The organism is Xanthomonas sp. DAR 80977 (genome assembly GCF_041240605.1).
Classification (GTDB): Bacteria; Pseudomonadota; Gammaproteobacteria; order Xanthomonadales; family Xanthomonadaceae; genus Xanthomonas_A; species Xanthomonas_A bundabergensis.
Genome location: NZ_CP162487.1, coordinates 3440714 through 3462307 on the forward strand (window position 1 = coordinate 3440714; position 21594 = coordinate 3462307).

Consider the following 21594-nt stretch of genomic DNA (forward strand, 5'->3'; position numbering starts at 1 on the left):
GATGGCACGGCGATCGGCAGGGCCGGCCGCCCTTCCCCGGGCCGCCGTCCCCATCGCCAGCGATCGTTGGCGAGTACGGAACAGGGCGCCGTCCGCGGCGCGCGGCGGCAGCGTGGAGCTGCCGCCGGCACTGCTGCGTCCGACGCTGCATCGTGCGGAAATCTCCCCCGGAGACTTCATTGCACGGACACAATGTGCGCGTACCGTGATGGCGTCGTCTTGTCGTATTTATCGCTCAAACGTGCGGAATATCGCATTGCGCGACGCGCGACGGGACATTTCCGACTTTTTCGCCACTCAGCCGTAGGCAGCCGAAATCGTCATCTGCCGCGCTCCTCCGGCGGGCACCAGCACGCGTTCCTTGCGCGGCCCGGACAGGGCCGCCGCGCGACCGTCGATCAGCACCTCGCGCAGCTGCGTGCCGGCCGGCACGCGCAGGGTCAGCCAGGTCCGTGCCGGCGCCTGCGCCGGCAGGGTCAGCGTGCCGTCGATGCGCTTGCGCGCCGGATCGCCGCGCAGGCTCAGCGACACCGCGCCCCAGCGCGTCGGCGCGGCGGCGATCGCGATCGCCTCGCCGCTGCCCAGCCACGCGCGCGGCAGCGCGCGCGCCAGGAACAGTTCCTCGCCGGCACTGTCCTCGAACACCAGCATCCAGCGCAGCAGCAGCGGGATGGTCATCTGCGCCGGGATGCAGAACAGCGGCATGCCGCCGGTGATGCCGCTGACCTCGCCGGCGGTCCAGCTGCCGCGGGTGTGCACGTGGTAGCGGTGCGCGTACAGGAACAGCAGGTATTCCTCGATCCGGTCCAGGCGCAACAGCTGCTGCGCGTAGCCGTAGGAGATGAAGCCGAGCAGGTCGCGTCCTTCCGGGGTCGGCGGGGCGATGTTGCCGACCACGCCCAGGCTGGTGCCGCCATGGCCGCGCACGCAGTCGATGACCAGGTGCGCCAGGTCGTCGGGCAGCACGTCGGCCTGCAGCAGTTCGGCGTAGGCGCGGTGCGGCCAGCCCTGCTCGCTCGGGCTCTCCTGCTGCAGCGACTGGCGGAAGGTCAGCTTCACCCCGGGCAGCGGGCCGATGTAGGGCGGCTGCAGGTCGCGGCGGATGTTGCCGCGCAGGGTCTTGTGCAGCTGCGCGGTCAGTTGCTGCGCGCGCCGCCGCCACTGCGCCGCGGTGGCCTGCGCGCCCGGCCCGGCGATGGTGGTCCACACCGCGGCGATGTCCTGCCAACCGCGGATCGCCAGCGCGCTGTTGGCGTAGTACGGCTTCCACCACAGGGTCGGGTCCGGGAACAGGCAGGCGTCGGATTCGTTCCAGCCGTGGATCAGGCCGTGCCCGGGCGCCTTGGCCGGCAGCTTCAGGCTGGCGTCGTGCAGTTCCAGCAGGATCTGCGCGGTGGCTTCGATCTTGCCGCGGTGCTTGCGCAGCAGCGCCGCATCGCCGGTGTAGCGCAGGTAGCGCGCCAGCAGCGACAGGGTCAGGCCGAACTGGCCGGTCTCCGCGCCGCGCATGTTGACCATGCCGTCGTCCTGCACGAAGTCGCTGAAGTAGCCGTCCAGCACCGCGCCGGCCTGGGCGAAGCGGCCCCACTCCAGGTTCGCGTACAGCGAGCTGGTGAAGGTGTCCTGGAAGCCGTCGTATTCGTTGCCGTAGTAGTCGCGATCGACCGCGCCGTACTTCGGATAGGTGCCGCCGGGGCGCACCACCAGTTCGCGGGCGAAGGCGAAGCGCGCCATGTCGCTCCAGCTGGCATCCGGCAGCTGCGCCTGCACGGTATCGGCGAGCAGCCCCTGCCAGTAGCCGGCGAAGGCGAGCAGGCCGCGGTAGAAGTCCTCGGCGCTGCGCGGGCCGCGCCGCGGCGGGTAGTCGGGATAGCTGTAGCCGTACACCACCTTGGTCACCTGACCGTGCTCGACCAGCGCGCTGCGGTGCCAGGTCTGCACGATGAAGCGATCGGTGGCGAGCACGTCGGCGAACAGCAGCACGTCGTAATAGCGGCCCTCGCCGGCCGGCACCACCTTGCGCACCGCCGGCATCCAGCCGCCGATCAGGCCTTCGTGGCGGCGTGCGACGAGCTCGGCCTTGCCCAGTTCGGGGAAGGCGTGCAGCGCGCGGTAGGCACGGGTGCGGCCGTCCGGATACACCGGCATGGTGTCGGCGCACTCGCGGGTGCCGACGAACGTGGTCCACGGCAGGCGCCCGTTGTAGTCCTTGGGATCCAGTTGCGAGGCCGGCGGCGGCGCCGCGTCGCGCACCTCTTCGATCCGCGGGTCGCCGTCGCGCAGCAGGCGGTCGGCGAGCAGGTCGGCCTCGGCCATCGCCACCTCGGCCAGCTGCATGCCGAAATACGGCGCCTGTGCGGCGGGATAGACCGGTTCGGTGCGCTTGCCGAGCACCAGCGCGCCGCCGGGGCCGAGCAGGGTCAGGTCGCCGTCGGCGCTGCGCAGGTCTTCGTACACCTGCCACTGCGCGCCGGCGTCGACGAAGCGGCATTGCAGGGTGTGCCCGGCGAGCGCGTCGGCGGCCAGCGGCTGCAGCCGCGGCGCGGACGGCGTCGGCGCGGCGGCGGGCGCGGCATTGGCAGGTGCGGCGATGCCGCCGGCGAGCGCTTCGACACCGGCCACCGCGCCGACCGCCAGCCCCTGACGCAGGAAATCTCTCCGATCCATGTACCGTCCCCCGATGAGCAATAGCGCATCATCGTGCGCCGCAGGCGCGGTCACGTCTTGTGCGCTGTGTCGAGGATCGGTGCGGAAAATTGCATAGCGTTGGGTGGGGCGCAGGCGCTGCACTGGGCTTCGTGCGTGCGCTGGGAAGTTGCACAGGAGCAGGCGCGCGAGGCTGCGCACGTCCCCTCATCCGCCCCGTGGGGCACCTTCTCCCGAGAAGAGGACCATGGTCCCGGTGGGAGAAGGGAACAGCCGAGCGTCCATAGCCCCTCTCCCACCGGGAGAGGGGTTGGGGTGAGGGTCCGGCGCGAAGCGTCTCGCGGGGTTGGGTGCACGAGGCTGCGCACGTCCCCTCATCCGCCCCTTCGGGGCACCTTCCCCCGAGAAGGGGGCCATGGTCCCGGTGGGAGAAGGAAGCGCGGTGGTCTCAGGCGAGGACGTCGAGCAGGCTGCCGAGGGTGTCGTCGGCCGCGCGCAGCACCCGCGCATTGGCCTGGAAGTCGTTGCGCGCGGACAGCCCGCCGACCATGTCGTCGACCAGGTCGCTGCCCTCGCCGCCTGCCGCCTGCACCTGGACGCTCACCCCGCCGCCGGCGGCCTCCTGGTTGGCCGTGACCTGGCGCTGGAAACCCTCGGTGGCGGCGTTGGCGACATTGTTCGCGCGCGCCTGCAGGCCGGAGGCGGCGGCGCGCATGCCGGACAGGGCGATCGAGGACACCGAGGCGATGGAAGTCATGCGCGTTTGCTCGTCGGGCGGCCGCGTCGCGGCCGCAAGGTCAGTAGGTTCCCACGGTCACCCGCAGCACGTAGGGATCGGCGCGCCGGAAGTTGAGCCCGTAGTCGGTCTCGTCGCCGTTCAACAGGCGTACGAACCGCCACTGCCCATCGACATAGCGCCCCTGCTCCACGCGCAGCAGTTGCCCGTATTTGCCATCGGCACGGTCGCGCACAAATTCAACGCGGGCATTGAAACCTGTGACCAGGAACACGTTCGGCTGCAGTTCCAGCACCAGCGCGCGGCCGTCGTGCTGCGGCGTGCCGGGCAGCAGCGCCGGCGCCTCGCCCCAGCCCGGCGCGCCGTAGGACACCTGCGCCTGCCACGCGCCGAAGCGCAGGCTCTGTTTCGGCACCCCGGCCTTCTCCACCGACGCCTGCAGCCGCCCCTCGAAGGCGCCGGCGGCCAGTTCGCGCTGCAACGGCGCCAGCAGGCCGAAGCCGGCCGCATGCGCGGCGATCGCGGCCTGGTTGTCCGGCGTGTCCTCGTTGCCGTCGATGCCGAACACCGAGAAGCCGATGCCGCCGCGGCCGAGCACGTGGAAGTGGTACGGCGCGGTGGCCGCCTCGAAGCCGGTCTCCGAGACCCAGGCAGGATTGTCGGCACGCGCGTACTGGCCGACCACCTTGGTGTATTCGTCGTAGTCGCTGGTGTAGATGTCGGTGCCGATGAAGTCGATCGCCGGCGTGGCCAGGCGCCACAGCTCGAACACGTTCCAGGTGGCGCCGCCGGCCGGGTATTCCTCGCCCGGCTTGGTGCGGCCCTTGTAGCGCAGCCAGGTGTTCACGTACAGCGGCAGCGGATACGCGGCCTTGCCGGCGGCGGCGACCTGCTGGATGTAGCTGGCGTTGCTCCAGGCGCTGAACATCTCCTCGGCGTCGCTGCCGAACACCTGGCGCCAGGTGCCGGCCGGCTTGCCCAGGCGCTGCAGCACGTCCACCGGCACTGCGGCATCGAACGCGCGCTCGCCGGCGGCGCCGTGGTCGCGCACGGTGCCGATCGCGCCGGGTTCGTTCTGCACCTGCACCGCGATCACCGTGTAGCGGCCGGCATCGATCTTGCGCAGGTGCTGCATCAGCGCGGCGAAGGCGCGCGCATCGGCCTGCAGGTTGGCCTCCGAGTGCGGCGACAGCACGTCGACCGGTTCGCCCTTGGCATCGCGCATGCGCGGATAGGTGGCCGGATCGCGCTTGATCCATTCCGGCACGTAGTGCATCTGCCCGTTCTTCCAGGTGCCGAACCACAGCACGATCAGGCGCAGCCCGCGCGCGCGGCTCTGCTCGACCAGCGCATCGACGTTGCGGTAGTCGTAGCGGCCCGGCTCCGGCTCGAACTGCTCCCAGTACACCGGCGCCTCGACCGTGTTCGCATGCAGCGCCTGCACCGCGTCCAGCGCCTGCGGCAGCACCTGCGGCCAGGCGCTGGAGTTGTGCAGCTGCGCGGCCATGATGCTGTACGGCGCGCCATCGACGAACAGCGCGTGGTGGCCGTCGCGGCTGACATAGCGGGGCATTTCTTCGGCGATGGCCAGCGCCGGCGCCAGCAGCAGGAGTGCGGCGAGGAACAGGCGGCCGGCGCGGGACCCGGGACTCGGGACTCGGGCCCCGGAAAAGGCGAAGGCGTGTCGTTTCCGCGCCATCGGCCGTTGCCGTTGCCGCTGCTGTTCCGGGTCCCGAGTCCCGAGTCCCGAGTCCCGCTGCAAAAATCGCCACATCCGCATAACCCCTCTAGTCGTTCGCATTCCAGCGCGGCGTCGGCGCATCCAGCAGATGCCGCACGAAGAAGTCGTACTGGCGCCGCTGCACATAGTCGATCGGGCCGCTGGAACGGCCCACCGAATGCTCGCCGCCGGGCACGTTGAGCAGGTCGAAATCCTTGCCGGCCTTGATCAGCGCATCCACCACCTGCGCGGTCGAGGCCGGGTCGACATTGCTGTCCTGCTCGCCGACGATCATCAGCAATTCGCCGCGCAGCCTGGCCGCGTGGTCCACGCCCGAGGCGGCGGCATAGCTGGCGTCCACCGGCCAGCCCATCCACTGCTCGTTCCAGCTGATCTTGTCCATGCGGTTGTCGTAGCAGCCGGCGAACGCCACGCCCACCTTGTAGAAGTCCGGATGCCGTTCCAGCGCGCCGAGCGTGCTCTGCCCGCCGGCGGAGGCGCCGTAGATGCCGACGCGGCTGATGTCGTAGGACGGATCCTTGGCCGCCAGCGCCTTGTGCCAGGCGATGCGGTCCGGGAACCCGGAATCGCCGAGGTTCTTCCAGGCCACGTCGTGGAACGCCTTGGAACGGTTGGCGGTGCCCATGCCGTCGATCATCACCACGATGAACCCCAGGTCGGCCTGCGCCTGCATGCCGATCTGCTTGTCGCCGCCGGAGTGGTAGCCGAACGGCCAGAAGGTCTTGGGCACGAAGCTGTCGTGCGGGCCGGCATAGATGTTCTCGATCACCGGGTATTTCTTGCGCGGGTCGTAGTCGCGCGGACGCACCACCATGCCCCAGATGTCGGTGCGGCCGTCGCGGCCCTTGGCCACGAAGGTCTGCGGCGCGCGCCAGCCGGCGGCCTGCAGCTTGCCGATGTCGCCGCGCTCGACCACCTGCAGCAGCGTGCCGTCGATGGCGTGCAGTTCCATCACCGGCGGCAGGTCCGGGCGCGAATAGGTGTCCACGTAGTGGCGGCCGTCGTCGGCGATGGCCACGTCGTGGTCGGCATCGGCGGTGGTCAGCCGGGTCAGGTGGCCGCCGTCGAAATCCACCGCGAACAGCTGCCGGTAGTACGGATCCTTGCCCACGTCCATGCCGCTGGCGGAGAACCAGATGCGGCGCTGCGCGTCGTCCACGCGCAGCACGTCGCGCACGATCCACGCGCCCCTGGTGACCTGCGTCTTGACCTTGCCGGTTTCGCCATCGAACAGATAGAGATGGCGCCAGCCGTCGCGTTCGGAGATCCACAGGATCTCCTTGCCGAGCCCGTCCACGTCGTGGCGGTAGCTGCGGTCGGCGTAGACGAAAGTCCTGGCGTCCTCGCCCACCGCCACGCGCGCGCGGCCGCTGGCCGCGTCCACCGCGATCGCGCGCATGCGCTGGAAACCGCGCTGCACGTAGTCGAACACGAAGCTGCGGCCGTCCTTGCGCCACTGGATCGGCGACAGCTGGTACGGATTGGCGAACAGCGCGTCGTCGATGGCGATGCGGCGCGCGCCGCCGCCGGCGTCCGCGCCGGCGAGGTCGAACAGCACCGGCCGCTCGATGTCCACCGCGTCGCCGGGCTTGGGATACAGCTGGGTGCGCACGCGCGGCTGGCCGCCGCCGGGCGGCGCCGCCTCCACCCGCGTCACCCGCCGCGCGAAGCCCGGGCGCACCCGGTACACCGCCAGCCGCTGCGAGTCCGGCGACCAGGCCAGCGTTTCCGGATCGTAGAAATCGTCGGCGCGGCCGTCCTCGCTCAGGCGCTGCACGTGGCCGTCGGCGACGCTGCGCAGCACGATGTCGTGGCCATCGGCGAACGCGTCCCAGCGCCCGTCGGGCGAGCGCCGCGGCGTGTTGTCGGCGGCCACCGCCGGATCGCGGACCACGCCGAAGCCGCGCGGCCGCGGCTGCGGGCCGGCATCGGCGCGCGCGCAGACATAGTCGGCGAGCGTGCAGCGCCACGGCGCGTAGTCGATCTGGAACACGATCGCGGCGTTGTCGCGGCCGGCGTCGGCCGCATAGCTGAAGCGCTCGAACGGCAGCCGCAGCGCCGGGTACTCGGTCCCGGCCGTGGCGCTCAGCGCGCGCGCCAGCCGCACCGCATCGAACGCCGGCTGCTTGCGCTGGCCGGCCACGTCCTCGAGCACGAAGGCGAAACCGCCTGGCACCGTCTTGCGGTAGTAGAACGTGCCGTCGTCGCGCCATTGCGCCGGCCAGGCGACGTTCTCGGTCAGCGTCATCCACGCCTCGCGCAGGCCGAGCGAGCGCTGGTAGTCGGCGGCGCTCGGCGCGGCCTGGGCGTAGCCGGCGCAGGACACCGCGGCCAGCAGGATCGATGCAACCAATCTGTTCATTGTGTTCCGATATCCCCTGAATTCCCTGCCCTTCCGTAGGAGCGGCTTCAGCCGCGACAGGCGCTCTGCAGCATGCTGTCGCGGCTGAGGCCGCTCCTACAAAAAGCGAGCAACCTATTCCCCGTCGTCCTCTTCCAGCGCCAACTGGTCGCTGCGCAACCCGGTGCGCGCGCCCCAGTGGTAGCAGCCGAACGCGATCACGGCCACGCTCAGCGTGTCCCAGGGATGCGCGATCTGGCCGGTGCCGCCGAAGGTGCCCAGGTAGGACACCAGCAGCACCAGCACGAAGAACCCGATCAGCCACAACGCACCGCGCACCTGTTGCCACAGCTGCGCGCGTCCGGCGGCGCTCGGCAGCTTGTACAGCACGTACAGCGCGAACATCGCGATCTGCAGGCCGAGCAGCCACGACAGCGTGTTCCAGGTGGACCAGTACACGATCAACGCGGCGACGATGAACGACAGCGGGCCGAGCACGTTCATGCCGCGCAGCAGGAACGGCCGCGGCAGTTCCGGCGCGCTGCGGCGCAGCGCGGCCACGGTCACCGGCGCCACCGCATAGCTCAGCACCAGCGCCGCCGACACTACTTGAATCAGCGTTTCCCACGACGGGAACGGCAGGGTCCAGAACACCGACAGCGCCAGGCTCAGCCACAGCGCCGGGCGCGGGATGCCGGACTTGGCATCGACCCGGGTCAGCACCGACAGGAAGCCGCCGCTGCGCGCCCAGCCGTAGACCACGCGCGGCGTGGCGTTCATGTAGATGTTGCCGGTGCCGCTGGGCGAGATCATCGCATCGCAGATCACCAGCGCCGCCAGCCAGCCCATGCCCAGCGCCAGCGCGATGTCGTGGTACGGCAGCGCGAACGCCTTGTCGATGCCGCCCCAGCCCTGCGCCAGGTACGCCGACGGCACGCTGCCCAGGAACGCCAGCTGCAGCAGCACGTAGATGACCGTGGACAGCGCCACCGACAGGATCAGCGCGATCGGGATGTTGCGCTGCGGATCGCGCACCTCGCTGGCCACCGACACGATCGGGGTCAGCCCGAGGTAGGCGAAGATGATGCCGCCGGCCGAGATCGCCGCCTCCACGCCGGCCGCGCCGGACGGCGCGAAGCCCTGCACGTGCAGGTTCTGCGGATTGAAGTGCGCCATCAGCAGCACGATCACCAGCACCGGCACCATGAACTTGAACACGCTGACGATGTTGTTGGCGGTGGCGAAGGTCTTGACGCTGAAGTAGTTGAGCAGGAAGAACGCCACCAGCAGCGCCAGCTGCAGCAGCCAGCCGGCCACGCTGGGATGGGTGCTGCCGGCCTGGTTCAGCGACGGGAACCAGGCCGCGGCGTACTGCCGCGCCGCCTCGACCTCGATCGCGATCAGGCTGGAGAACGCGATCAGGGTGATGAAGCCCATCAGCCAGCCGAGCAGCGCGCCGTGCGAATACTCCGGATAGCGCACCACGCCGCCGGCGCGCGGCAGCGCCGCGCCCAGTTCGCAATAGACCAGGCCCAGCAGCAGCACCGCCACGCCGCCGGCGATCCACGACACGATGCCGGCCGGACCGGCGATGGCCGACACATGGCTGGCCGAGAACAGCCAACCGGAGCCGAAGATCGAACCGAGCCCGATGAAGGTCAGGTCGGTCAGGCTCAGACGCTTGTGGAACTTGCCTTGTGTGGCCATGGTGTCCCCGCTGGAAAGGTTGTAACCGATTGCTAACTACCTGCAGCTGCTCCCTTCTCCCCTCGGGAGAAGGTGCCCCGAAGGGGCGGATGAGGATACGGGCGAAGCCTCGCGACGTTTCGACCGCATGAGGCTTCGCGCCGTACCCTCCCCCCAACCCCTCTCCCGGAGGGAGAGGGGCTTCAAGCGATGCGTCCAGGTGCTTCCTGCTCCCATGACAAGCTGCCCTGCCCCCTTCTCCCCCTGGGAGAAGGTGCCCCGAAGGGGCGGATGAGGGTACGGCCGGAGCCTCGCGCCGTTTCGACTGCATGAAGCTTCGCGCCGTACCCGCACCCCAACCCCTCTCCCGAGGGGAGAGGGGCTTCAGCATGCCTACTGCTTTGGCGCCTCCTGCGTCCACGGCGACTTGCCGCCCTCGGCGATGAAGCGGTCGATGCGCTGCTCCAGCACCGGCAGCGGCACCGAGCCAGTTTCCAGGATCGCGTCGTGGAAGGCGCGGATGTCGAATTTCTCGCCGAGCGCGGCCTCGGCCTTGTGCCGCAGCTCGATGATCTTCAGTTCGCCCAGGTAGTACGACAGCGCCTGCCCCGGCCAGGCGATGTAGCGGTCGACCTCGGTGGTGACCTCGTGCTCGCTCAGCGCGGTGTTGTCGCGCAGGTAGGCCTGCGCCTGTTCGCGGGTCCAGCCCTTGTGGTGGATGCCGGTGTCGATCACCAGCCGGCAGGCGCGCCACATCTGGTAGGTCAGATAGCCAAAGCGGTCGTAGGCGGTGTCGTACATGCCCATCTCCTGCCCCAGGTATTCCGAGTACAGCGCCCAGCCTTCACCGTAGGCGGAGATGTAGCCGTAGCGGCGGAAGTCGGGCAGGCCCTGCTGCTCGGCCGCCAGCGGCATCTGCAGCGCGTGGCCGGGCGAGGATTCGTGCAGGGTCAGCGCGGTCAGGTTGTACAGCGGCCGCGACGGCAGGTCGTAGGTGTTGACCAGGTAGATGCCCGGGCCGCCGCGGCCGCCGGTGTAGAACGGCGCCAGGTCCGCCGGTACCGGTTCGATCGCGAAGCGCTGCCGCGGCAGGCGGCCGATGTAGTCGCCGACCTTGGCGTCCACGCGCTTGGAGATCCACGCCGCCTGCTTGAGCAGTTCCTCCGGCGTCTTCGGATAGAACTGCGGATCGGTGCGCAGGAATTTCAGGAACGCAGGAAAGGTCGCCTGTCCTTTCGGTGCGACGAAGCCGCTGGTGGCGATGGTCTGGTCCATGTCCTTGCGCAGCTTGGCCACTTCCTGCAGCCCGATCCGGTGGATCTGCTCGGGTGACAGGTCCAGCGTGGTGAACTCGCGGATCTGCGCGCGGTAGTACGCCTTGCCATCCGGCAACGCCTCGCCGGCGAGCGTGGTGCGGGCCTTGGGCTGGTACTCCTCGCGCATGAAATGCAGCAGTTCGGTATACGCAGGCACCACGCTGTGCGCGATCGCATCCAGCGCCTGCTGCCGCAGCTGCGCCTGCACCTGCGCCGGGATGCTGGCCGGCATCTGCTTGAACGGGGTGTAGAACAGGTTGGCCTCGCCGCTGGCGTTGGCCACGTCGGCGATCGACTGGTCGCGGCCGGCCAGGGTCACCTTCGGCTGGCTGAACCCGCGTGCCAGGCCGGCGCGCATGTTGACGATCTGCTCGTCGAAGTAGCGTGGGATGTCGCCCAGGACCTTCAGGTAGCGCTGGTAGTCGTCGCGGGTGCGCAAGGTGGCGCGCGCGCTGAAGCCGAGGTTGCTCCAGAACGCGGTATCGCTGTTGAACGGCATCTCCCAGGCGCGGAAGTGCTGCTGGTCCAGGAACACCGCGATCTGCTGGCGGTAGACCTGGTAGTTCACCTGGTCCTGCGCCGACAGCTGCGCCTGGTCGATCGCATCCAGCTCGCGCAGCACCTGCTGCCAGTACGCGGTGCGCTGGTTCTGCGTGGCCAGGTCCACCTTCGGCAGATGGTCGGCCGCGGCGCCCTGGCTGTCCTCGTCGTCGGCGCCGGCGGACTGCTCCTGGCGCCATTTCCACTCGCGCAGGTACAGCGCCTTGAAGCCTGCGCCGGCGTCGCTGCTCGCCGCCGCGGCAGCCGCTTGCGCGGGTTCGGCGGCGCTGGCGGCGCCCTGCCCTGCGAGCGCGCAGAACATCGCCAGCAGCAGCGGCGCGCGGAGTCGGGAATTCAGGCTCATTGCGGTTTCTCCGGAGTGGCGGACGCGCCGGCCTTGGCCTGCGCGATCCAGGCATCGATGCGCGCGTCGAGCAGGTCCAGCGGCATCGCGCCGCCGCCGAGGATCTGGTCGTGGAAGGCGCGGATGTCGAAGCGCGCGCCGAGTTCGCGCTTGGCCTTCTCGCGCAGCGCCAGGATGTCGAGTTCGCCGAGCTTGTAGCCCAGCGCCTGGCCCGGCCACACGATGTAGCGGTCGGTCTCGGCCTGGATGCTGGGTTCGTCGTCGGACGGATGCGCGTGGAAGAAGTCGATCATCTGCTGCCGGGTCCAGCGCTTGTAGTGCACGCCGGTGTCCAGCACCAGGCGGTTGGCGCGCAGCAGTTCGCCGGCCAGGCGGCCGTAGTCGCTGTACGGGTCCTGGTAGAAGCCCACGTCCTTGCCCAGGCGTTCGGCATACAGCGCCCAGCCTTCGACGTAGGCGTTGTAGCCGGACTGCTGGCGGAACGGCGGCAGCGGCAGGCTCTGCGCGAGCGAGATCTGCAGGTGATGGCCGGGCACGCCCTCGTGGTAGGCGGTGGCCTCGATGTTGACCAGGGTGCGCTGCGCGTAGTCGCTGGTGTTGACCATCACCAGCGCCGGCTTGCTGCCCTGCGCGTCGCTCTGCCAGTACTCCGCGCCCGGCGCGGTGCTGCGGAACTCGGCCATCGCGCGCACTTCCAGCGGCGTGGTGGGCAGCTTGCCGAACAGCTTGGGCAACTGCGGCTGCATCTGCGCGATGTCGTCGCGGTAGCGCTGCAGGATCTGCTCGCGCGAACTGGCGAAGAACTTGCGGTCGCGCGCCACCGCCTTGCGCAGCGCGGCCAGGTCGGCATAGCCGAGCCGCTTGGCGATGGCGCTCATCTCGCCTTCGATGCGCGCCACTTCGGCCAGGCCGATCTGGTGGATCTGCTCGGGCGATTTGTCGGTGGTGGTCTGGGTATGGATCGCGTAGCGGTAGCGGCGCTCGCCGTCGGGCAACGACCACAGCCCTTCCTGCGCGCGGCCTTGCGGCGCGTATTCGTCGGCGACGAAATCGGCCAGCTTGGCGTAGGCCGGACGCACCTGCTGGTCGATCGCCGCCAGCATCGCCTCACGCAGGCGCGTGCGCTCGGCCGCCGGCACCGCGTCGGGGAAGGTCTTCAGCGGCAGCGCGAACGGGCTGTCGGCGCCGGTCGGCGCGGCGATCTCGCGCACCTGCGCCGGAATGCGCTCGAGCAGGTATTTCGGCTGCACCAGCCCGTCCTTGGCGCCGGCGCGCGACAGCGCCACCACCTGGTCGAGCAGCGCCGGGATCGCCTGCAGGCGCTTGATGTAGTCCTCGTAGTCCTTGACGCTGGCGAACGGGAACGCCTGCGCGTAACCCGGCAGCGCCAGCTGGATGCCGCCGACCGGTTCCAGCGGCATCTCGTCGTTCTTCAGCGCGATCGCCTCCAGCCGGTCGCGCAACTGGCGCAGCATCATCTGCAGGCTCAGCTGGTCCTGCGCCGACAACGCCTTGCCGTCGATCGCCTCGAAGCGCTTCAGGAAGTCCGCGGTGGCCTGTCGTTCGGCCTGCAGCGCCGCCGGCGAGTAATCGCTCCAGCGGTCGTTGTAGCGCGTGTCGCCGATGATGCTGGCGAACTCCGGATGGTGTTCGAGCTGGTACTGCCACTGCGCGTCGAGCAAGCCGGCGAAGGCCTGCGCGGGATCGCGCGCCGGGGTGGCCGCGGCGTTCGCCGGCGGCGGCGATGCCGGCGGCGTGGCCGGCTGGCAGGCGACCAACAGCGCCGCGGCCAACGCGCCGGGAACGAACAGGCGGGCGAATCTCATCGATGGACTCCGGTAAGCGAGTGGAACCTGCGCGGCGGCCCGGCGCTGGCGGCCGCCGCGCGCATCAGGCGAACGGCCGGTCGATCGCCGGCGACGGCGGCGTGAACCACTGCGCGCCGTCCTCGGTGACGTAGAAATGGTCCTCCAGGCGCACGCCGAACTCGCCCGGCACCACGATCATCGGCTCGTTGCTGCAGCACATGCCCGGTGCCAGCGCCAGCGTGTTGCCGCGCACCAGGTACGGCGCCTCGTGGATGCTCATGCCGCAACCATGGCCGGTGCGGTGCGGCAGCCCCGGCAGGCGGTAGTCGGGCCCCAGCCCGGCGGCCTGCAGCACTTCGCGCGCGGCCTGGTCCACCGCCGCGCAGCTCACGCCCGGACGCACCGCGGCGAACGCGGCCGCCTGCGCATCGTGCTCCAGCTGCCAGATGCGCCGCTGCTTCTCGCTCGGCTCGCCGAAGATGTAGGTGCGGGTGATGTCGGAGTGGTAGCCGTGCACGGTGCAGCCGGTATCGATCAGCACCAGCTCGCCCGCACGCAGCGCCTGCACCCCGGGGATGCCGTGCGGGTACGCGGTGGCGTGGCCGAACTGCACGATGCAGAAGGTGGACCCGTTGTCGGCACCGAGCGCGCGATGCGCCTGGTCGATGAAACGCACCAGTTCGGCGGTGGTGATGCCCTCGTGGATCAGCCCGGCGGCCAGCCGCTGCACCTGCAGGGTCATGTCGCAGGCCTGCTGCATCAGCGCCAGTTCCGCCGCCGACTTGCGCATGCGGCAACCATCCACGATCGGCGTCGCGTCGCGGATCGCGACCCGGTCCAGCACCGCGCTCAAGCCGCTGTGCACGGCGAAGGCGATGCCCGGATCCAGGGCCAGCGCCTGCGCGCCGAGTTCGCTCAGCGCCTCGGCGACCAGCGCATGCGGATCCTCGTGCTCTTCCCACAGCCGCTTGCGCACCGGAATGCGCAGCACCGCGTCCAGCGAGCCTTCCTCGAATGCCGGGCAGATCAGCAGCGGATCGCCCTCGGCGGTCAGCAGCATCCCCACCAGGCGCTCGCTGGCGCCCCACGGCACGCCGGTGAAATAGCGCAGCGAGGCGCCGGCGCCGATCAGCAGCGCATCGGCGCCCTGCGCGCGCAGCAGCGCGCGCGCCCGCTCCAGCCGCTGCTGGTATTCCTGCGGCTGGATCGGCGGCGCCTGCGCCGGCCACGGCGCCAACTGCGCGCGCGCCATGGCCAGGCTCAGCCCGCCGATCTGCGCGGTGGCGCTCATGCCGCACGCTCCACGTCGGCCACGCTCCACTGGCCGTCGATCAGCCGCTGCACGCCGCCGGGATTGCGGTCGCGCAGCAGCTCCGGCAGCAGCGCATCGGGCAGGCCGTCGTAGCTGTGCAACGCGGCGAAACGGCGGATCGCGGCCGGCATGCCGACCGCGGTGAAGCCCGGATGGCCGGTGCTCGGGTACGGCCCGCCGTGGTTCATCGCCGCGCTGACCGCCACGCCGGTCGGCATCTTGTTGCAGATCAGGCGTCCCACCCGCGGCCGCAGCGCCGCGGCCACCGCGGCGAACAGCACATCGTCGCTGCCGTCGGCGGCGCGGTACACGGTGCCGGTGAGGTTGCCCTCCAGGCTGTGCGCCAGCGCGGTCATCTCCGCCAGGCCGGCCACGCGCACCACCAGGCTGACCGGGCCGAACGCCTCGGTCTGCAGCGCCTCGGGCTGTTGCAGGAAGGCCTGCGCCGACACCGCCAGCAGGGTCGGCGCGTGCCGGTAGCCCGGCGCCGGCGCCGCCTCGCCGCCGGCCAATACCGCGGCCCCGGCGTTGCGCAGCGTGGCCACGCCGCGCTGCAGGTGCTCGAGCACGCCGCGCGAGAACAGCAGGCTCGGCGCGGCCGCGGCGAAGTGCGCGCTGGCGGCGGCGACGAACGCATCGCCGGCCTCGCCCTCGGGCACCACCACGATGCCGGGGTTGGTGCAGAACTGGCCGCTGCCCATCGTGCACGAGGCGAAGAATTCCTGCGCCAGCGCCGCGCCGCGCTCGGCCAGCACGCCCGGCAACAGGAACACCGGATTGACGCTGGACAGCTCGACGTAGGCCGGCACCCCGGCACGGTCGGCCGCGGCCTTCAGCGCCAGCCCGCCGGCACGGCTGCCGGTGAAGCCGATCGCGCCCAGCCGCGGGTCGCCGGCCAGTTCCAGGCCCAGCGTGTTGTCGAAGTGGTACAGCAGCTGCACCACCGCGGCCGGCAGGCCGTTGTCCAGCAGCGCCTGGTGCGCGAGCTGCGCCAGCCGCTGGCTGGTGGCCGGATGCGAGGGATGCGCCTTGGCGATGACCGGATTGCGCGCGGCGATGGCCGAGGCGAAATCGCTGCCGGCCACCGCGTTGAACGCGAACGGGAAATTGTTCGGCCCGAACACCAGCACCGGCTTGTGCAGCGGCCCCAGCTGCGCGCGCAGCCCGGCCGCGGTGTCGATCACCGGCTGCGTCCAGCTATGGCTGCGCACCGCCTGCGCGGCCTGGCGCAGCTGCCCGCTGGCGCGCGGCAACTCCACCTTGGCCAGGCGCGGTTCGACCGGCAGGCCGGTCTCGGCATGCGCCAGCGCGACCAGCTGTTCCACGTCGGCATCGATCGCCGCGGCGTAGGCGTCGAGGAAGCCGGCGATGCGCTCGGGCGCCGCCGCGGCCAGCGCGTCGGCGACCAGCACCGCCGCGCTCAGTGCCGCTTCCAGGTCGGCGGCGCCGCTGACCGGGAACTCCGGCCCGATCGCGTTCCCGTCGCGCGGGTCCTCGGCGCGGAAGCTGCCGCGCGCTTCCAGCGACGGCTGCCAATGGCCGGCAAGCAACAGCGGCTGCATGCTCATCTCAGAGCCCGGGGTGGGTGGCGATGGCGTGGTCGATCACCTTCAGCGCCGCTTCGCGCTCGGCGCCGTCGACGACCAGGCGCGGCGCGCGCACGCGCTCGCTGCCCAGGCCGACCTTCTCCTGCACCAGCTTGATCAGTTGCACGAACTTGGGCACGGTGTCCAGGCGCAGCAGCGGCAGGAACCAGTCGTACAGCGCCTTGGCTGCCGGATAGCCGCCGTCGCGGGCCAGCTCGAACAGCTTCACCGACTCCTTCGGATAGGCATTGACCAGGCCGGCGATCCAGCCCTTGGCGCCCATGCTGAGGCCTTCGACGATCGCATCGTCCATGCCCACCAGCAGCACCAGGCGGTCGTCGAGCAGCTCGCCCAGCGCGGCGAAGCGGCGCACGTCGCCGGAGGATTCCTTGACCGCTTGCAGGTTAGGGAATTCGGCGGCCAGTTCGGCGATCTGCGCCGGGCTGAAATCGGTCTTGTAGGCGACCGGGTTGTTGTACAGGATCACCGGCAGGTCGGTGGCGGCGATGACCGCACGCGCATGCGCGCCCATCTCGCGCCAGTCGGTGGAGTACACGTACGGCGGCAGCACCATCAGCCCGCCGCAGCCGACCTGCTTGGCCGCCTGTGCCAGGCGCACGGCTTCGTCGGTGGACAGCGCGGCGATGCCCGGCACCACCGGGATGCGGCCGTCCAGCGCCTGCACCAGGGTCTTCAGGATCGCGACCTTGTCGTCGAAGCTGAGCGTGGCGGCCTCGCCCAGCGAGCCCAGCGGCACGATCGCGGTGCAGCCGGCGTCGACCATGACCTGCGCGTGCTTGGCCAGGAACGCGTGGTCGATGCTGCCGTCGGCGTTGAACGGAGTGGTGATGGCCGGCAGCACGCCGTACCAGAAGGAAGCCTTGCTCATGGGATTACACCTTGTCGAGGGTTGCGAGTGGAGGTTCGGGAAGCAGTGGATCGGGAAGCGATTGGGCGAGCGCGTCCAGGCGCACCGGGAACAGCGGCGGCCGGCGGCCGTCGTCGGAAAAATCGTCGTGCCGCGGCGCCAGCCCCAGCTCGGTCAGCGCGCTGCCGCAGATGCGGCCCTGGCAGGCGCCCATGCCGCAGCGCGAGACCAGCTTGGCGTCACGCAGGTCGGCATGGCCGCGCAGCGCCGACAGCGGCACGTCCTCGCAGCGGCATACCAGCGTATCCGGTGCGGCCAGCGCGTGGATGCGCGGGTCCAGCGCGAACTGCCGCTGCAGCAGCGCGGCGAACGCGCGCGCGCGCTGCCGCGGCGCTTGCAGCGCCTGCGCCGCGGCGTCGTGCCCGGCCGCCAGGTGCCCGGCGATGGCGCCTTCCACGCGCGCGCAATCGCGCCCGCCGATACCCAGCGCCTCGCCGGCCGCATACACGCCATCGACGCTGGTACGCAGCTGCGCATCCACCGCCACGCACGGATGCGCGCCGCTGCGCGCCAGGCGGCAGCCGAGCAGTTGCGCCAGCTCCACGTTCGGCACCAGTCCGTAGCCGACCGCCAGCTGATCGCAGTCGATGCGGCGGCGCCCGCGCGGGCCGTCGATCTCGACCGACTGCAACTGGCCGTCGCCCTGCGCCGACAGCACCACGCTGCCGGCGTGGTAACCGACGCCGGCCAGTTGCGCGCGCAGGGCCAGCGCCTGCAGCGCCTTGTCCGGCCAGCGCAACGGCAGTTGCGCGGCGAAGCCGGCCAGCGCGCGCAGCGAGGCCTGTTCGACGATGCCCAGCACCTGCGCGCCGTGGCGGCGCAGCGTCGCCGCGCTGGCCAGCAACAGCGGCCCGCTGCCGGCGACCAGCACGCGCTTGCCGGCCAGCGGCCAGCCCTGCTTGGCCAGCGCCTGCGCGCCGCCGGCGCCGGTGACGCCGGGCAAGGTCCAGCCGGGGAACGGCAGCAGCAGTTCGCGCGCGCCGGTGGCCAGCACCAGCGCGTCGTAGCCGATCCAGCGCGCGCCCTGCGGGCCGTCGGCCAGCAACTGCCGGTCCTGCGCCATCAGCAACTGGGTCTGCGCCAGAAATTCGATTTTGCTCGCCGCCAGCTGCGCCAGCGTGCGCGCGGCCAGCCGCGGCGGCGCATGCGCCACGTCGTGGCGCCAGATCTGGCCGCCGGCGCGCGCCTGCAGGTCGACCAGCGCCACGCGCCGGCCGTGCCCGGCCGCGGCCAATGCCGCCGCCAGTCCGGCCGGACCGGCACCGGCGACGACCACGTCGTAATGCAGCGTGCGCGGCTCAGCCATCGGTCCACACCTGCATGCCGTCGCGCACCGGGGTGATGCAGGCGCGCAACTGGCCGACGCCGTCGATGCGCACCCGGCATTCGCTGCACACGCCCATGCCGCACAGCGGCGCGCGCGGCTGGCCGCTGCGCGAGCGGCGGAAATGCACCGCGACCTGCGCCACCGCTGCGGCCACGCTGCTGCCGGGCAGTACTTCGACCGCCTGGCCATTGACCTGCAGGCGCAGCATCGGCGCGCTCACGACAGCGCCCGCGCCGGCGCGAACGGCGCCGGATCCAGGGCCGGCGGGCGCTGCAGCAGCAGATCCAGCAGCAGCCGCGCGCTGCCCAGCGCGGTGGTCACGCCCAGCCCTTCGTGGCCGGCCGCGACCCATACGTCGTTGCGTTCCGGCACCGCGCCCAGGTAGGGACGGCCATCCGGCGTGGCCGGACGCAGCCCGGTCCACACCCGGATCGCCTGCAGCTGGCGCAACGCCGGCAGGAACGCGAACGCGCGCTCGAGCATGCGCTGCAGCATCGGCATCGACACGCTGCGGTCGCTGGCGTCGAACTCGCGCGAGGAACCGATCAGGATCTGCCCGGTCGGCCGCGGCTGCACGTTGAACGCCACGCTGCTGCCGTCGCTGCCGTGCGCGCTGTCGGCATAGCCCAGTTCCAGCAACTGGTGGCCGACGAAGCCGGGATAGCGGTCGGTGATGACCAGTTGGCCCTTGCGTGCGCGCATCGGCAGTTCCGGCAACAGCTCCGGCAGCGCGCAGCCAGTGGCGACCAGCACCGGCCCGCTCAGGTGGCTGCCGTCGTCCAGGCGCAGCCCGCCGGCGGCCAGCGCCAGCGCGCGGCGCCCGGCATACAGCTGCGCACCGGCGGCGCACGCGCGCTCGACCAGATGCCGCGCCATGCGCGGCGGATACACCACCGCCTCGGTGGCCACGCGCATGCCGCCGGCCAGGCCCGGCACCAGCGCCGGCTCGAGCCGGTACAGCGCCTCGGCATCGACCGCCTCGGCGCGCACGCCGGCCGCGGCCAGGCGCTGGATCTTGGCCGGAATCGCCTCCAGCTCGCGCGCCTGCCGCGCCACCCACAGCGTGCCGCAGCGGCTGAACTCGGCCGCCGGCAAGTGCGCGAATTCTTCCCACAGGCGCAGCGAATACGCCGACAGCGCCAGTTCCGCCGGATCGTCGTCCATCGCCACCAGATGGCCCATCGCCGCGGCGGTGGAGCCGCCGCCGATCGTGCCCGACTCGACGATCGCCACCCGCAGCCCGGCGGCCGCGGCCGCATCGGCGCAGGCCGCGCCGACGATGCCGGCGCCGACGACGATCAGGTCGAAGCCGCTCATCCGGCGCCGATGCCCCAGGCGAACGGATCCTGCGCATCGATCAGCAGCTGCGCGCGGGCGGTGATGTGGGCCTGCCCGGTGATCCGCGGCAGCACGCCGCGGCTGCCGGGCACGTAGCTGCCCTCGAACACGCTGCCGAGGATGCCTTCCTGCCGCCACACCTGGCCGGCGGCCAGCTTGCCGTCGGCGGCCAGGCAGGCCAGCTTGGCGCTGGTGCCGGTGCCGCACGGCGACCGGTCATAGGCCAGGCCCGGGCACAGCACGAAGTTGCGCGCATCGGCGCCGGCATCCGGGGCCGGGCCGTTGATCTCGATATGGTCGATCTCGCCGTCGTCGGCGCCGCGGATGCCGGCCGCCTCCAGCGCCAGCCGCAGCGCCTCGGTGTAGGCGGTCAGCGCGCGCTGGTTGCGCAGTTCCAGCGCGCACGGCGTCTGCTCGGTGATGAAGAACCAGTTGCCGCCCCAGGCCACGTCGCCGCGCACGCGGCCGTAGCCGGGCACCTGCACCTCGACGCCGCTGGCATGGCGGTAGCTTTCCACGTTGTCCACCGACACCCGGCCGTCGCCGTGCAGCTCCACCCCCACCGTGCCCACCGGGGTCTCGATGCGGTGCGTGCCCGGCGCCAGCCGGCCCAGCTCGGCCAGCGTGCGCACCAGGCCGATGGTGCCGTGCCCGCACATGCCCAGGTAGCCGACGTTGTTGAAGAAGATCACCGCCGCGCACGCGTCGGCCGCGATCGGCGGCAGCAGCAGCGCGCCGACCATCGTGTCCGAGCCGCGCGGTTCGCAGGCGATGGCGCTGCGCCAGCGATCGAAACGATCGCGGAACAGATCGCGCCGTTGCGCCAGCGGGCCGGTGCCCAGGTCGGGGAAGCCGGCGACGACGACACGGGTCGGTTCGCCGCCGGTATGCGAGTCGATCACATCGAGTGTATGCATAGGTCCATGCTCACATTCCGGGCCGCCGCCGGCTAGCAGCGTTTGCCTGTCATAAATGCGGAAGTTCGCATAACCCGAGCCTCCCGCGAGGCCCGACTTAGGCTAGGATCGGTCATCGGGAGTGGGCACGCCATGGCGTGCCCACCGCCGCCGCCTACAACCGCCCGGTGAGTGCAGATGGATACTTTGATTTCCGCGCTGGAAATGCAGACGCTGTTCGATGCGCTGCCGGACGTGGTGTTCTTCGTCAAGGATCGCGACGGCCGCTACACCCACGTCAACCTGACCCTGGTGCGGCGCCTGGGCAAGAAATACCGGGCCGACCTGATCGGCAAGTCGGCGCTGGAAGTGTTCCCGCTGCCGCTGGGCGGCAGCTACCTGATGCAGGACCGGCGCGTGCTGTGCGGGGAGATGATCGAGAACCAGCTGGAAGTGCACCTGTTCCCGAACCGCACCCCGGGCTGGTGCCTGACCTTCAAGCGCCCGCTGTGCGAGCACAACGAGGTGATCGGCGTGGTCGGCATCTCGCGCGACCTGGGCCAGCCCGACAGCCGCCATTCCGCCTACGAACGCATCAGCCGCGCGATGGAGCACATGCAGACCCACTACGGCGACAACCTGCGCGTGCAGACCCTGGCCGACCTGGCGGAACTGTCGGTGGCGCAGCTGGAGCGGCATTTCCGCCGCGTGTTCCAGCTGACCCCGCAGCAGTTGCTGACCAAGATGCGGATCGAGGCGGCGATGCGCCTGCTGCATGGCGAGGAAAGCATCGCCAGCATCGGCCAGCTGTGCGGCTTCGCCGACCAGAGCGCGTTCGCGCGGCAGTTCAAGGCCACCGTCGGCATGACCCCGCGCGACTACCGCTCGATGAAGGGCAAGCTCTGAGGGGCCGGGATTGGGGATTCGGGATTGGGGATTCGTAAGGGCGCTGCGCCTGCAGGGTGCAGGAATGCCGCTTTTACGAATCCCCAATCCCGAATCCCCAATCCCGGCCCCAACAGCCACAGT

Annotated in this window: 15 protein-coding genes; 1 reads left to right on the top strand and 14 read right to left on the bottom strand. The window is 70.9% G+C overall.

What is annotated here, in order from left to right:
* Positions 1-297 precede the first annotated feature (297 nt).
* From AB3X10_RS14500 to AB3X10_RS14565, 14 genes are all read right to left on the bottom strand, one after another.
* Entirely contained in the window at positions 298-2667 is a 2370-nt protein-coding gene (locus tag AB3X10_RS14500; protein ID WP_369975841.1) for a Tat pathway signal protein, read from the bottom strand.
* 427 nt (positions 2668-3094) lie between these two features.
* Positions 3095-3403: a flagellar basal body rod C-terminal domain-containing protein gene (locus AB3X10_RS14505; RefSeq protein WP_369975842.1), complete on the bottom strand. Its 309-nt coding sequence runs from the start codon at positions 3401-3403 to the stop codon at positions 3095-3097.
* 40 nt (positions 3404-3443) lie between these two features.
* Positions 3444-5081, bottom strand: coding sequence for a DUF5597 domain-containing protein (locus tag AB3X10_RS14510; RefSeq protein ID WP_369975844.1), 1638 nt, complete (start codon positions 5079-5081; stop codon positions 3444-3446).
* A gap of 88 nt (positions 5082-5169) precedes the next feature.
* Positions 5170-7485 carry a S9 family peptidase gene (locus AB3X10_RS14515; RefSeq protein WP_369975846.1) on the bottom strand — a complete coding sequence of 772 codons (2316 nt, stop codon included), beginning with the start codon at positions 7483-7485 and terminating at the stop codon, positions 5170-5172.
* Positions 7486-7599: 114 nt separating this feature from the next.
* Positions 7600-9171 carry an APC family permease gene (locus tag AB3X10_RS14520; RefSeq protein WP_369975847.1) on the bottom strand — a complete coding sequence of 524 codons (1572 nt, stop codon included), beginning with the start codon at positions 9169-9171 and terminating at the stop codon, positions 7600-7602.
* A 372-nt stretch (positions 9172-9543) separates the two neighbouring features.
* Positions 9544-11370, bottom strand: a complete 1827-nt coding sequence (locus tag AB3X10_RS14525; protein ID WP_369975849.1) for a DUF885 family protein — start codon at positions 11368-11370, stop codon at positions 9544-9546.
* The gene (locus AB3X10_RS14530; RefSeq protein WP_369975850.1) at positions 11367-13196 is read right to left on the bottom strand and encodes a DUF885 domain-containing protein; all 1830 of its coding nucleotides are present in this window, start codon (positions 13194-13196) and stop codon (positions 11367-11369) included. Before AB3X10_RS14530 ends, AB3X10_RS14525 begins: the two co-directional genes overlap by 4 nt.
* Positions 13197-13260: 64 nt before the next feature.
* A complete protein-coding gene (locus AB3X10_RS14535) occupies positions 13261-14469 on the bottom strand; it encodes a M24 family metallopeptidase (RefSeq protein WP_369975852.1) in 1209 nt (402 codons plus the stop codon).
* Positions 14466-16058: an aldehyde dehydrogenase family protein gene (locus AB3X10_RS14540; RefSeq protein ID WP_369975853.1), complete on the bottom strand. Its 1593-nt coding sequence runs from the start codon at positions 16056-16058 to the stop codon at positions 14466-14468. Before AB3X10_RS14540 ends, AB3X10_RS14535 begins: the two co-directional genes overlap by 4 nt.
* A gap of 1 nt (position 16059) precedes the next feature.
* The gene (locus AB3X10_RS14545) at positions 16060-16965 is read right to left on the bottom strand and encodes a dihydrodipicolinate synthase family protein (protein WP_369975855.1); all 906 of its coding nucleotides are present in this window, start codon (positions 16963-16965) and stop codon (positions 16060-16062) included.
* A gap of 4 nt (positions 16966-16969) precedes the next feature.
* Entirely contained in the window at positions 16970-18310 is a 1341-nt protein-coding gene (locus tag AB3X10_RS14550) for an FAD-dependent oxidoreductase (RefSeq protein ID WP_369975857.1), read from the bottom strand.
* Positions 18303-18539: a (2Fe-2S)-binding protein gene (locus tag AB3X10_RS14555; RefSeq protein ID WP_145701753.1), complete on the bottom strand. Its 237-nt coding sequence runs from the start codon at positions 18537-18539 to the stop codon at positions 18303-18305. Before AB3X10_RS14555 ends, AB3X10_RS14550 begins: the two co-directional genes overlap by 8 nt.
* A gap of 8 nt (positions 18540-18547) precedes the next feature.
* On the bottom strand, positions 18548-19648 hold the full coding sequence (locus AB3X10_RS14560) for an NAD(P)/FAD-dependent oxidoreductase (RefSeq protein ID WP_369975859.1): 1101 nt from the start codon (positions 19646-19648) through the stop codon (positions 18548-18550).
* Positions 19645-20586 carry a 4-hydroxyproline epimerase gene (locus AB3X10_RS14565; RefSeq protein WP_369975860.1) on the bottom strand — a complete coding sequence of 314 codons (942 nt, stop codon included), beginning with the start codon at positions 20584-20586 and terminating at the stop codon, positions 19645-19647. The genes AB3X10_RS14560 and AB3X10_RS14565 overlap by 4 nt, the downstream gene beginning before the upstream one ends.
* 177 nt (positions 20587-20763) lie before the next feature.
* On the opposite strand from AB3X10_RS14565, the gene AB3X10_RS14570 reads away from it, so the two are divergent.
* Positions 20764-21471, top strand: coding sequence for a PAS domain-containing protein (locus AB3X10_RS14570; RefSeq protein ID WP_145700705.1), 708 nt, complete (start codon positions 20764-20766; stop codon positions 21469-21471).
* Positions 21472-21594: the final 123 nt, after the last annotated feature.